This window comes from Levilactobacillus tangyuanensis (assembly GCF_003946545.1).
Classification (GTDB): Bacteria; Bacillota; Bacilli; order Lactobacillales; family Lactobacillaceae; genus Levilactobacillus; species Levilactobacillus tangyuanensis.
The window spans coordinates 182,081-194,818 of the sequence record NZ_RHOA01000003.1 but is presented as its reverse complement, the minus strand read 5'-3'; the positions used below and the strand labels follow the sequence as shown (position 1 = coordinate 194,818).

At 52.6% G+C, this 12,738-nt stretch carries 8 protein-coding genes; all 8 read right to left on the bottom strand.

Features of this window, described 5'->3' with window-relative positions:
* Window positions 1–49 precede the first annotated feature (49 nt).
* A complete protein-coding gene (locus EKM96_RS04150; RefSeq protein ID WP_125640130.1) occupies window positions 50–856 on the bottom strand; it encodes a Nif3-like dinuclear metal center hexameric protein in 807 nt (268 codons plus the stop codon).
* Window positions 843–1,550 carry a tRNA (adenine(22)-N(1))-methyltransferase gene (locus tag EKM96_RS04145; RefSeq protein WP_125640126.1) on the bottom strand — a complete coding sequence of 236 codons (708 nt, stop codon included), beginning with the start codon at window positions 1,548–1,550 and terminating at the stop codon, window positions 843–845. The genes EKM96_RS04150 and EKM96_RS04145 overlap by 14 nt, the downstream gene beginning before the upstream one ends.
* A 137-nt stretch (window positions 1,551–1,687) precedes the next feature.
* Entirely contained in the window at window positions 1,688–5,212 is a 3,525-nt protein-coding gene (locus EKM96_RS10755) for a KxYKxGKxW signal peptide domain-containing protein (protein WP_125640122.1), read from the bottom strand.
* Window positions 5,213–5,578: 366 nt separating this feature from the next.
* Entirely contained in the window at window positions 5,579–7,432 is a 1,854-nt protein-coding gene (locus EKM96_RS10805; protein ID WP_382336228.1) for an MMPL family transporter, read from the bottom strand.
* Window positions 7,429–8,841, bottom strand: coding sequence for an MMPL family transporter (locus tag EKM96_RS10800; protein ID WP_382336243.1), 1,413 nt, complete (start codon window positions 8,839–8,841; stop codon window positions 7,429–7,431). The genes EKM96_RS10805 and EKM96_RS10800 overlap by 4 nt, the downstream gene beginning before the upstream one ends.
* A gap of 36 nt (window positions 8,842–8,877) precedes the next feature.
* Window positions 8,878–9,399: an RrF2 family transcriptional regulator gene (locus EKM96_RS04130; RefSeq protein ID WP_125640120.1), complete on the bottom strand. Its 522-nt coding sequence runs from the start codon at window positions 9,397–9,399 to the stop codon at window positions 8,878–8,880.
* A 264-nt stretch (window positions 9,400–9,663) separates the two neighbouring features.
* Entirely contained in the window at window positions 9,664–10,794 is a 1,131-nt protein-coding gene (rpoD, locus tag EKM96_RS04125) for an RNA polymerase sigma factor RpoD (RefSeq protein WP_382336242.1), read from the bottom strand.
* Window positions 10,795–10,804: 10 nt separating this feature from the next.
* Window positions 10,805–12,643 carry a DNA primase gene (dnaG, locus tag EKM96_RS04120; RefSeq protein WP_125640117.1) on the bottom strand — a complete coding sequence of 613 codons (1,839 nt, stop codon included), beginning with the start codon at window positions 12,641–12,643 and terminating at the stop codon, window positions 10,805–10,807.
* Window positions 12,644–12,738 lie beyond the last annotated feature (95 nt).

Here is a 12,738-nt window from a genome sequence, read left to right as displayed (position 1 = left end):
TCACTCCTCAAATAAATTAACACTAATCTTAGTTTACGCGTTTAACGCGCTAAATAAAAGTAAACGGATCCGTATTGATCTGCGTCGCCACCACCGTTAGTGGCCAGTCATTCGCCGTGGCCCAGTCCTGAAACAGGCTGGTCAAATGGGGAATGCAAATGCTCTCGATATGGTGGCCCGGATCGACCACGCTGAACCCGGCCGCCAACATGTCATGGGCGGGATGATAGGAGACATCCCCCGTCACATAGACATCGGCCTTGGCCGCCATGGCGGCAGGATAGAATTCACTGCCGCTGCCGCCCAAGACCGCAACCCGGTGCACCATGGCATCCGGCCGATGACTGATTAACCGCAACCCAGGCACGTTAAAGACTTGTTTACAGGCCAACGCAAACTTACCGACGGTCATGGGCGTTGGTAACGAACCCACGCGCCCCATGGTCACCACCGGCGTGGCCGTGGCACCGTTGCTTGGCACCAAGCCCTCACAGTCCTGGAGGTTCAGGGCCGCCGCCAACCAGTCGTTCATGCCACCCGGCGCACTGTCCAGATTCGTATGCGCCCCGTAGACCGTGATGCCGTGTTGCAATAATGTCGCATACATTTGGTTCTGCGGGTTGGCCAGATCGAGGTCCTTGGCGGCATGGAACATCAGGGGATGGTGGGCAAAAATCAGATCGGCCCCCACCGCAATCGCCTCATCAACTACCTCTGGGCGAACATCCAGGGTGACTAAGACCTTGTGTACCTCGGCGTCCAGACGGCCCAATTGCAGGCCGACATGGTCCCAAGGCTCCGCCCAGGTCTGGGGGGCAAACTGTTCAAACCGATCGATTAACTCACGCACGAACACGGTGGAGGACCTCCTCAATCTCGGCAATCACTTGTTCCAAGGCGGCAACCTTATCGGCGGGCACCACGGCAGCCGACCGGACCTGTGTCAGGACGGCTTGGCTCCGGGCCAACTCATGTTGCCACTTCTCGATAAAGATGGGATTGTGTTCGGCCAACAGGAATGGGCCAAACCGCAATTCATCGGCGGTGTAAGGCCGAGCAACCGACTGGCGGTCTGCCACCAGGATTTCGTAGGTATGACCATCTTCGGTTAGGATCCGCTCGGCAACTAAGGCGAAGCCGTGGTCCATCAAGAACTGCCGCACGTTCATTTCGCCCACGTTAGGCTGTAACACGAGGCGGTTAACCCCCGCCAAACGATGGAAGTCCTGCGTCAGGATTTGGGTAATCAAGGCGCCCCCCATCCCGGCAATGACAACCGTATCAATTTGGTCCCCTGGTTCGATGGCCTTGAGGCCGTTGGCCAGGCGAGCCGTGATCTGATCCGTCAGTCCTTCGCGTTCAATCTCGTGACGGGCATTCTCAAAGGGCCCCTTCACGACCTCACCGGCAACCCCACTAATAATAACGCCACGCTTGGCCAGGTTAACCGGCAGGTATGCGTGGTCGGTCCCAATGTCGGCCAGCCGGCTCCCCTGTGGCACGTAACTGGCAACCGTCGCCAGTCGTTCTGATAGATGGTCTGCATCCATAATCAAATCTTCCTTTCTCGTAAAAAACTCATTAGTCCTAGTATAAAACAGCACCGGACAATTGAATACCGCCAATTTGATGGCAACAAAATAGACGGCCACTGACCGCCTCTTCCGCAAACTTGAATCGCCCACCATTAATCTTCGTGCCACCGCTTAATGAACGACCCACTCGCCAATGCCAATAACAGGCTCCCGATGAGACCCAAGATTCCCTGGGAGCGGTCGCCTGTCTGGGGCAGCGTGGCGGCTGCCGAATGATCACGGGCCAGCGCCCGATCGGCAGTCGGTTGCCGATTGTCGAGACGAACGTTCAGCCGATCATCGCTGACCTGCGCTACACGCCACTTGAACGTTTTACCAGCCGGGCCCGGTTCAGTGGTTGACCCCAGACGATCACCACCCCCTGGATTATCCGGATCGGTTGGTAAGGTCGTGGGCTGTCCTGGTTCAGTCCCGGGCGCTTGGTCACCACCAGGTTCAGGCGACTCGCTACCGGGAGCGGTTGTTCCGGGTCCGGGATCAACCGTTCCGGGATTGCCCGTTGGCGTTTCATTGACCTGATTTAGGCTGATGGTCGGCGCCTGCTTCACGGCCAGCGCGCTAAATGAATTGTCAATCGTCTCGCCGCCAACGTATCGACCGGTCACCGTGCCCCCACTATCGACAACTTGATTGGGCTCTGGTGCCGCCAGGGTTCCACCAGCGGTCAAGGAACCCGTGCGCCAGGAACCCGAAGACGCCAAGTTGTCCTCAGCAAACGGCAACAAGTCCGGTAACGTGGCCTGATCGGCAAGATTTGTCCGATCGTCGACCCCCGGTTGCGGTGATGCGGTATAGAGAAAATAGAAGGATGTGTTTACCAGCGTATTATAGCTCATGCCAGTAAACATCTTCATGACCTCGCCTACCGGGTCAAAGCTCGCGAAGGTATACACGTCCTGCAAGCTATCGAGTTGTTGCTTGTCATTCCCATCGACTCCTGCCCCAGGAACGCCAAGGGCCGTCAAATGGTAGACCGTGCCATCCGCCACAAAGAATGGCTGAATCATTCCCTTTAGTAATTCGGCAAATTCGGCCTTTCTGGTCTCGCTAACGATCAAATAGTTCGAGCCGGTTGCGCTCTTCGCCGGCGTGGTATCTGTGAGGTAGATAAGAAATTTGGTTAAGTTCCACCGCGTCATTTGCACCTCAGTCGTTGCCTGCCAGTCCGTGACAGTCCGGCCAAGAAAATCATCTAGTCTCTGGGCATACCGGGTACTTATATTAACGTGCGAGGTCCCCAGCTCCTGCTCTTCGCCCTCACTGGCAGAGTGGACACCATTAGTCGATAGATAATCGCCATCTTTCATCCTAGCGACAACCGCCGCATTATTCTCCTCGGTTGGCGCACTCTTAGCCAGGAAGTCTAAAAATTCCTGGTAAGCCGGTTCAAAGCTGGTCCAGCTCGTGCCAAATCTCAGGTATTGGGCCGTGACATCATCATTCGTCGGATACGAGTAGGCATCATCTGTATTGCCATAGTCCGCATTGGCCGCCTTTAGAGTCGCGATCAGGTCGGCATAGCTTGCGAGCTGATCATCCCCGTTAATCGCCAATTGATAGTCCGTGGCCTTGCTAGCCAAATCAGTCCCAATCGTTTGGAAGCTATCCGTCAGAACCGTCCAAATATTCCCCGTATAAGCCGCTTCATAAATAGTTTTTAGCATGGCTTGGTCAGTATTAATCGCGAGCACGATTTGATTGATTTGATTACTGCGCTGTTGTAAGGCGGTTTGCGCCGCGATAACCGCCAACAATTTCGGTGTGGCGGCCAGTACAGCGTCATTTTCCTCAATTTTTTTGGATAAGTCCGTTTGTAAGGACGCCAAATCAGGTAGCGTCCCATCGGTCGCTTTAACCGTGGTCCGCCCACTCTTATCCAAGGCCGCTTGATAGGCCGTCAACGCGTCCTGGTAATCAGCCTGGCTCTGGGTAATCGCTGAGAGGGCGGCTTGGACTGCTGCCTGCGTCCGCAACACGGTCGTTGCCAGCGCCGCCAAGTCTGATGCGTTGGACTCGCCACTTACCGGCTGGGTAACCGCCGTCTCATATGCCGTGTAGGCATTCTGCCAGACAGCCAACTTAGCCTTTAAGTCGTTAAGGGCCGCATTAAAGCTTTCGATAACCAGTTCCTCGCGCTTCACCATGGCATCAAATGATGCTTTAGGATCCAGCATGGCCGTTTCGGCATCCGCCACCGCTTGATCTGCTGTATCCATGACGCCCTGATTTATGGCCAAAGCCGCTGATCGTCTGGCGACTTCGCCTTCCCAATAGGTCGTCACCTGACCGGCCGCCTGGGCAGCCGCCAATTGTTGCGTCGCATTATCTAAATTAGTCTTCGCGCGATCGTAATCGACTTGTTTACTACTTTGGGCGGCAAGTGCATCTAAGTAAGTCTGGTAAACGTCCAGGTAAGCCGAGATAATGACGTCATTTTGGGGATCCTGCACAACTTCAGTGTAGACAGCTTGCACCACCACTATCTGCTTGGCGGCAGCTTCTACCGCCTGCCGGGCGGCCTGAAGTTCTGTCTCGTTGGCCCTTGGCGCCATGGTTAAACTGTCCAAGGCAGCATTGTAAGCACTCACCGCCTGCTGCCAATCACTCACCGCAGCCTGATAGTCCTGGGCCTTATCCTGAAATCCTTGGTATTGCTTGACCGCCCGCGAATAAGCCTCCGCCACCTGAAGATCGGCCAGCATCTGAGTAATCTCTGGGTTCTTGTCCGCACTAATGATGGCCATGGCCGCCCCGGTCTTGTCGTTATACGCAATGACCACAGTATTGTAGGCTGTCAGCGCTTGATCGTACGTCGCCTTCAACTTTATGAGGTCCGCGCTGGTCAGTGCCGGATTAGTGAGGCCAACGTTTAACGCGGTGGCAGCGCCAGTGAGCACCTCACTTGCCTGGTTAACCTGATCCGAAACGACATAGTTGGCCAGATTTGATTGCACCGTTTGAACTTGGGCCGCCACGTCTTTCTGTAGATTGACCGTCAATTTTTGATAGTCGACCAGATCGTCGCTGATGGTTTCGGTATCGGTCACCTGTTTGACAGCATTGGGCGGATCTTTAATGGTTTCATTAATCTTGGCCTGATAGGCGGTAATTAGGGCCTGAGTCTGAGCGGTGGTTTCACCGAAGGCCTGCGCATTATATTGATATTCATCCAGCGCTGCTTGCAACCGTTCTTGCCAATTAGCCTGTGTAGTTAATTCCGAGGTATGTAACAGGTCTTGTAACTTGGCCAGACTGTCATTAACCGCTTGTGCTTTCCCGTTGGCGACGTCGACCTGTTTCTGGGCGTCGGTATAGGAATCCGTTAAACTGGCAGGCGTAGTCGTCGCGGCGTCTCCTGGCCTTACGCCCGCTTTTCCCGGAGTCGGTTCAACCGGCTCATTCTCGACGGTCATCGACTCGGCCGCCGGCTTGACCTCGTTATCACGTGGCTGCTCGATCTTGGAAGCCGGATCCTCGGCGGCCGATGCCGTCAGTGGCTGACCAACGCTCAACCCCGCCACGAGGCCGATAGTGGCGATCGATCCAATGACCCAGCCTCGACCAACCTTATACATTTTACGATGCTCACTCGTAATAGTCTTCCGATTAAAATACATGGCGCTTCCTCCTACAATGTTTGACTGACATTAGGAATGACAAATTGCCGTGTGTTCTCGATCAATTGATTCAAGTATATCAATATTAAGCGTGTAAATCAATGCAAATATGGAAGCGTTTTCCTTAACGCCGTTGAACCTGTTCGACCACTTTTATCACGTTTAACATCTCAAAAAAATCGACCTTTTAAACGGCTAACCACGATAATTTCATTAGTTAGTTATCCTTACCAAATTGATTATCTTCAGAAATTTTCGAACATACGCCATCGTCTCTCACCTACCAGGCCGGCTTGGTCGTAAAAATACGCCTAAACGCAAAAAAGCCTCAGGTCGCCAAGGCAACCTGAGACTTCTTATTTAACTTTACTGACGCCGACGTCGTGTAGACCGCTCGGCCTGTTCTTCATCCGCATTCTGAGCAATCTTAGAATATGGATATGGATAGGTGATCTTCATGACCGCTGGCATAACCAGTGGCAACAAGACAACCAATAGGATAATCCCGATGATCACGGCCAACGCGATTTGAATCAACGTCATGACCCCTGATGGAATCAACGCGGCGAAAGTCCCGCTCAAGATAATTCCAGCGGAAATAACCACCGTGCCCATGACCGTTGCGGCCTTCAGCATCTTATCGCTGGTGGCACCCGGCTCATGTAAGGACTCCCGGTACTTCCGCATCAGGAAGATCGAGTAGTCGACCCCTAAGGAGATTAACATAACGAAGGTAAAGAATGGCGTGTTCCAGGTCAACATGTCGGCACCCAGAACTGGCTTAACCAACCAATGAACAATGGTCAAAGCCCCAGAGTAGGCAACCAGCAAGATCCCTTCGATGACGATTGGTTGAACCAATGAACGCGTCACCACCATCAGGGCGATAAAGATCCCCGCCAACATGATAATGACGGTCCGCGTAAAGTCACCGGAAGCCATGTCGTTAATGTCGTTGGTTTGCGACGTGTTACCGCCGAAGGCAACCTTGGCATGACCGAGGCTCGTCCCCTTAAGCGATCCATTCACAACCTTTTCAAGTTGTGGTAACCGGGCCATGGCGGCCGCAGAACTTGGATCGTCGTTGAGAACCAACGTCAACTTGGTCAGCTTACGGTTAGGCGACATGTAGGTCGTCAATGCCGGCTTGAACGATTCCCCGTGCAACTGCGCACTAGGAATGTAGAAGGTCTCAGTGGCAGCGGAATCCTTTAATTCCTTTAGGTAAACGTTGGCCGAACCAACCCCGGTAGAAACCTGAGTTAAACCACTCGAAGCGGATGTTAACCCATTCCGAAGGTCGGTCAACTGCTGACTCATAGCCGCCAACTTTTCGGCCATAGTCTGATTCCCAGCGGCCACTTGACTGGCACCACTGGCTAACGTTGGCATCTTACCGTTAATGGTAAACATCGCACTGGAGAGCTTCCCAGTGGCACCGGATAACTTACTCGACTGAGCGCTAGCCGCATTCAAGGCCTTCGTCGCCCCTGGCAGCGCGATATTGGACTTTTGGGCCAACGTCGCCACTGCCTTTTGCAACGTCGCCGTTGAATTCTGCAGGCTGGTTAATTGGCTGGCAACCGACTTGTCGGCGGCACCGATGGAGGTGGCATCCGTTCCAATCTTAGTCAGTGACGCGGTTAATTCGGTCTGTAACTTCGCTTGCGCAGCGGTCTGTTGCTTGAGAACCCCCGCTAACACCTGCTTCTGAGCAGCGGATAGTGGTGCGCCGGCCTTGGTAAAGGCGGCACTGACGGTGCTAGCATCCACACTTGGCATGCTCTTCATCGTGCTCTGCACCGTGGCCAACTGCTTCCCAATATCCTGGGTCTTCCCGCCAATGGTGGTCAGGGAAGTCTTGATCCCGCTGGTATTGGTACTACTACCCGAAACCTGTTGGTTTAGTTTTTGAATGGCCGCGTTCAGCTGTGGCAAGGCCGCCTCCAGCTGGGCTAATTGCGCTGCCTGCTTCCCACCGGAGGCAGATGATACCTGACTATTCAGGGAATTAACCCCGGTCGAGACCTGCGAAATGGCCGACTGTAGCTGATTGGTCCCGGTGCTGACCTCTTGGGCCCCACTGGCCAGTTTCTTAGCCGACGTGACCGAACCGGAAACATCTTGCTTGCTCAATTGGTCGTTGGCGGACTTAAGACCCTTGTTGACCTTATTAACGCCGGCCTGGGCCTGTGCCAATCCGCTGGTGACGGTACTCATTTGGTTCCGAACGTAAAGCTTTTTTCCTTACCACCCGGTTGGGTAGCGGAAGCCACGGTCTTAACTCCGGTCGACGCTTGCAATTGCTTGGTTAACCGGTCGATTAACATCAAGGATTTTTCGTTGTCCAACTTGTGATCACTCTGAATATAAATGGTCGTTGGTTCCGCAGTCCCCTTGGAGAAATGCTTCTGAACAATCTTGAACCCTTGCTTGGCGGGAACGTTATTCCCAATTTCAACCAGATTGTCGTAGTCCAAGGTCCCATGAGACGTCAGGGCTAATGGGACAAAGACAATTCCGGTCACAATTAAGGTGATAATTGGGCGAATCATGGCGTGTTTGGCCATGCCGTGCCACAATCGACTGTCGCCTTCGCCGGCAAACTTTTTGACTGGCCAGAACATCCGTTTACCGAAGACGGCCATGAAGAATGGATTTAAGGTCAGGAGAACGGCCAACAAGACCACAACCCCGACGGCGATGCCAACCGCGGAACGGTACAGTGAGAAGTTGGCAAAGCCCAGCACACTCATCCCGATTAAGACGGAAAGCCCGGAGTAAAGTACCGTCCGGCCTCCAATCTTAATGGCGTCCTTGGTTGCCGAGTAGCGATCCTGCCCTTGGGCCAATCGCTCCCGGAATTCATTGTATAGGAGGATGTTATAGTCCGTCCCAATCCCGAATAACACGATGACAATAAAGACTTCCGTAAAGTTGGAGAATGGGAAGTTGAAGCGGTCAACCATGTTGGCCACCACGGAAATCGAGGTGATAACGGATACCGCCACCGTTAATAGTGAGAATAATGGCGTGACCGGCGAACGGAAGACCAACCATAGAACCAAGAAGATAAAGATCGCCGCAATCACTTCGGTCTTTTGAACCCCGGCCTGTGTGGCATCGGAGAAGTCTTGATTCAAGACATCGGCCCCGGTAACGTAAGTCTTAACACCGCTGGTCTTGGCCAGGTTCGTGATTTGACTCCGAATCGTGGCCACCCCATGACTGGAGGACTTATGGACGTTTAATTGCAGTAACTGCGTACTCTTATCCTTTGAAACCAGCTGTGACGCCGCCGTTGAACTATCGCTGGCTGCGGTCACCGACCGGATTTCATATTGGGACTCATGATTCTTGATTCGCTGAATCGTTTGGTCAATCGCGGTGTTCTGGGAACTCGTCAAGGCCGAGTTGCCGTTGCTGAAGACCACCACGACCGCAGTGGTGCCGCGTTGGGAACGGCCCCACTGCTTCTGCATATTCGTCGCACGGGTGCTCTGATAACTGTCAGGGACCGTAATCTGTCCCTTGTCAGCCACCAGTTGACTCATGTTCGGTAACGTCAGGACGGCCAGCAAGACAATCACTAGCCACCCGATGACGTTCCAGGTGTAATGTTTATTCATCCAACGCACGGGAAAACCTCCTAAATAATTTCTTCTCTATTCTGCTGATGGGTGTTGCTTTAACCATGTCGTCCAGTCCAACTCAACCGGTTGATGATCCGTTGTGGGCAAGACCTCGCCAATGGTCAACTTTGCTAACTCCTGCCGATACAGATCCTCTGCCCTGCCAAAAACGGCTAAGACATTGGCAACTGGCTGTTGATCCTGCAGGTCATTTAGCTGATAGGTGTTCATAAAGGCTTGTTTCTGATCAAATCCAAAAACCTTATTGACTAATCCCGTGTTCTTAACAAACAATGATTGTCCTTCGATGGCTTCGAAGACCTCAAGTAACGTTATCTCATGGGGGTCGCGGGTCAAAACAATGCCGCCCTCACGACCGGATACCGTCTTAACAATCTTGGCTCCCGCCAATTTTTGGACAATTTTCTTCAGATAACTGGTCGAAATTCCCAGTCGTTGAGCCACAAGTTGACTATGTAGCGGAATCTCTCGATCCTGAATTCCTAGTAATGCCACGATGCACAGCGCCTGCTCTAAGCTTGGCTTTGCCTTCAAAAACGACCCTCCTTTACCGCAAAAACTTTTAAAATCCCTAACTCTTAAACGAGATACATTATATCCCCTTTAGAGAATATTTCAAGACTTTTGACGCAATAAAATAACCCGCCTTCAGCTATTTTTCTATGTAAACGATTCCAACTTAGCTACATTCGCTAAGCGGGTGATGCCCTTACTTCTACTAACGAAATTAAACCGGTATTTTTGACACAAAAAAATAGTGCGACCAGCATCATAACTGGTTGCACTATCGTTTCAAGTCTATTCCAAGAAGTCCTTGAGTTGCTTGCTCCGTGATGGGTGCCGTAACTTACGCAGCGCCTTGGCTTCGATTTGACGAATCCGTTCACGCGTTACCCCAAAGACCTTACCGACTTCTTCCAAAGTCCGCGTCCGGCCGTCATCCAGGCCGAACCGTAACCGCAACACGTTTTCTTCCCGGTCAGTCAGCGTGTCGAGGACACTTTCCAACTGTTCCTTCAAGAGTTCATAGGCCGCATGGTCGGCAGGGCTGGTAGCGTCTTGGTCTTCGATGAAGTCACCCAAGTGAGAGTCATCCTCTTCACCAATAGGCGTTTCCAAGGAAACGGGCTCTTGCGCAATCTTCAAGATTTCGCGAACCTTTTCCGTTGGCATATCCATTTCGGCCCCAATTTCTTCAGGCGTTGGTTCCCGCCCTAAGTCTTGGAGTAATTGCCGTTGAATTCGAATTAATTTGTTAATCGTTTCAACCATGTGCACGGGGATCCGAATGGTCCGTGCTTGGTCAGCAATGGCCCGTGTGATGGCTTGCCGAATCCACCAGGTCGCATACGTGGAGAACTTGAACCCTTTACGGTAGTCGAACTTTTCGACGGCCTTCATCAGACCCATGTTCCCTTCTTGAATCAGGTCCAGGAATTGCATCCCCCGACCCACGTAACGCTTGGCAATGGAAACCACCAACCGTAAGTTAGCCTCTGCCAATTCTTGTTTAGCAGACTCCTCACCCTTTTCAATCCGGAGTGCTAAGGCAACTTCTTCGTCGGCTGTTAACAGGTTAACCCGCCCGATTTCCTTCAGGTACATCCGAACAGGGTCATTAATCTTAACCCCAGTCGTAGTGCCGGCGTCCTTTAATTCCTTTTTAGAAACGGTCTTTTGTGCCTTAACGGCCCGTGGGTCTGGCTCACCCTTGGCATCAACCACGCTAATCCCAGCATCGGAAATGGTCTCAAGTAACTTATCCATCTGCTTGGCATCCAACGTGTATGGAGTTGCCACCTGATCGGACAGTTCGTCATACGTGATATGCCCGGCCTTTTTGGTATTTTTAATTAAAGCTCGCACCGTCTTGTTGTAAGCTTTTTGGTCAAACATTGGTTGATCTGTGGTCTTTTTCGCCATCAAAATACCCCCTAGATTAAACTTGCTTGTTCGCCTGGCGTTGTTGCTCCAAGCGAACAATTTCAATCACTAATTGCTGTTGTTGTTCGGCATTACCCAATCGTGAGGCTTCTGCCAATTGATTCTTCTTTTGTCGGAGCTGCTCTTCCACCGGTGCGTCGGTCATAATCACCGCGAGATAATCATCAATCTCGCGTTCGGTGACGGCCACGGTCATGTTCATGGTTTCCAAGTCAATCACCAGTTGCTGCAGGCGGTCCTCCTGAATAAAGTCAGTGAACTGAGCGCTCTGGTACACCTGATGGGTTTGAAAGTACCCTTGAGCCAGCGTGTAAATAACTTGATAGTCATCATGCACGAAGCAAAAGTCGGGAACCGAGCTCACCCGAGCCCAGACGTTCCGATCATGTAACAACCGGTACAGGAGGCCTCGTTCGGCCCGTTCCAGCCGATTCAACGGCCGTTGCTGCTGATGAACCATCACCGGTGGTTCCTGACGCGTTGGCGTCTGTGCCGGACGCTGCCGCTCCTGCTCGGCCGCGGAAGACCGCTGCGTTTGCTTGAGTTGGGCCATCAGGGCCGACTTGTCCAACTGAAATTCGCTGGCCAATTGGTTCAGGTACAGATCGAGTTCCACCGGTTCCTTCACCTGAGCTAAGAGCGGCATGATCTGCTGCAGATAGTCCAGTCGTTCACTGTCGGTATCCAGGGCGCGATTGCGCCGTAAGTACCGCAGATGGAAACGAATCGGGGTTTCCTTGGCCGTTTGCAACATCTGTCGAAAGGCCTCGTCACCGTTAGCTCGCCGATACTCGTCGGGGTCTTGCCCCTCGGGTAATTGGATAACACTCAACTGTAAATGACTGTGCTGCCCTAACAAAGTGAGTGCCCGAGCGATGGCCCGTTGACCGGGCTCATCACCATCGTAACATACGTTGAGCTTATCCGTCGTCCGTTCGATCGCGTAAATCTGTTCGGTCGTCAGGCTGGTCCCCATGGAAGCAATCCCATTTTGAACCCCCGCCTGGGCGGCAGAAATCACGTCCATGTAGCCTTCAAACAACGTCACCTCACCGTGTTGCCGGATCGCCGGTCGCGCCAGGTCAAAGTTGAATAATAACCGACTCTTGTTAAACAAGGCCGTCTCCGGACTGTTTAAGTACTTCGGTTGGCCATCCGTGACCTGTAACAAGCGCCCCGAGAATGCTGCAACATGACCGCTAGCATTCCGCAAGGGAAACATGACCCGCTCGGTAAAACGGTCCCTGAGCTCGCCATCAGCGTTCTCAATGAACAGACCCGACTGTCGCAATAGCTGATAATCCGCGTCCCGGCCGTCAAAGAACGGTTTCAATAACCGCTTGGCTGGCGCGAATCCCAACTGATAGGTCTCAATGGTTTCGTCCGTAAGGCCCCGATCGTGCAGATAGGTTAACGCCGGCTCACCCATCTCGGTATTGATCAGGATATGATGATACAGCTTCGCCGCCTGCTCCTGCAGGTCAATCAGTTGGCTGGTCTTGGAATCCACGGCAGGACCATTAGCGTCTTGCCGATATTCGCTGGCCAAGTCGACGTGACTAAAGTCAGCGACCTTGACGACGGCTTCCGGGAAGCTCACGTGTTCGAGTTCCATTAAGAACTTAAACACGTTGCCCCCACGGCCGCAACTAAAACAATGAAAAATTTGTTTATCTTCCGCTACTGAAAATGATGGCGTCCGTTCCTCATGAAACGGACAGAGGCCAAACAAATTCTTTCCAGACTTCTTAAGCTGAACATATTGGCCAACCACATCAGCAATGTTGGTCGCCGTTCGAACCGTTTCAATCACGTCTTCGGGTATCTTTGCCAAACCATCACTCCCTTACCGTGAGCGCCATCGCGCTAAAAGCTATGAAAAGTCGCACCCCGGGCTCCCGAAAAGTGCGACTCTTTAATTGGCCTACG

Excerpts from the sequence above, each read along its gene's own strand:
- EKM96_RS10755 (WP_125640122.1), bottom strand. The coding sequence starts at position 5,212 with ATGTATTTTAATCGGAAGACTATTACGAGTGAGCATCGTAAAATGTAT.
- EKM96_RS10800 (WP_382336243.1), bottom strand. The coding sequence starts at position 8,841 with ATGAATAAACATTACACCTGGAACGTCATCGGGTGGCTAGTGATTGTC.
- EKM96_RS04145 (WP_125640126.1), bottom strand. The coding sequence starts at position 1,550 with ATGGATGCAGACCATCTATCAGAACGACTGGCGACGGTTGCCAGTTAC.
- EKM96_RS10805 (WP_382336228.1), bottom strand. The coding sequence starts at position 7,432 with ATGAGTACCGTCACCAGCGGATTGGCACAGGCCCAGGCCGGCGTTAAT.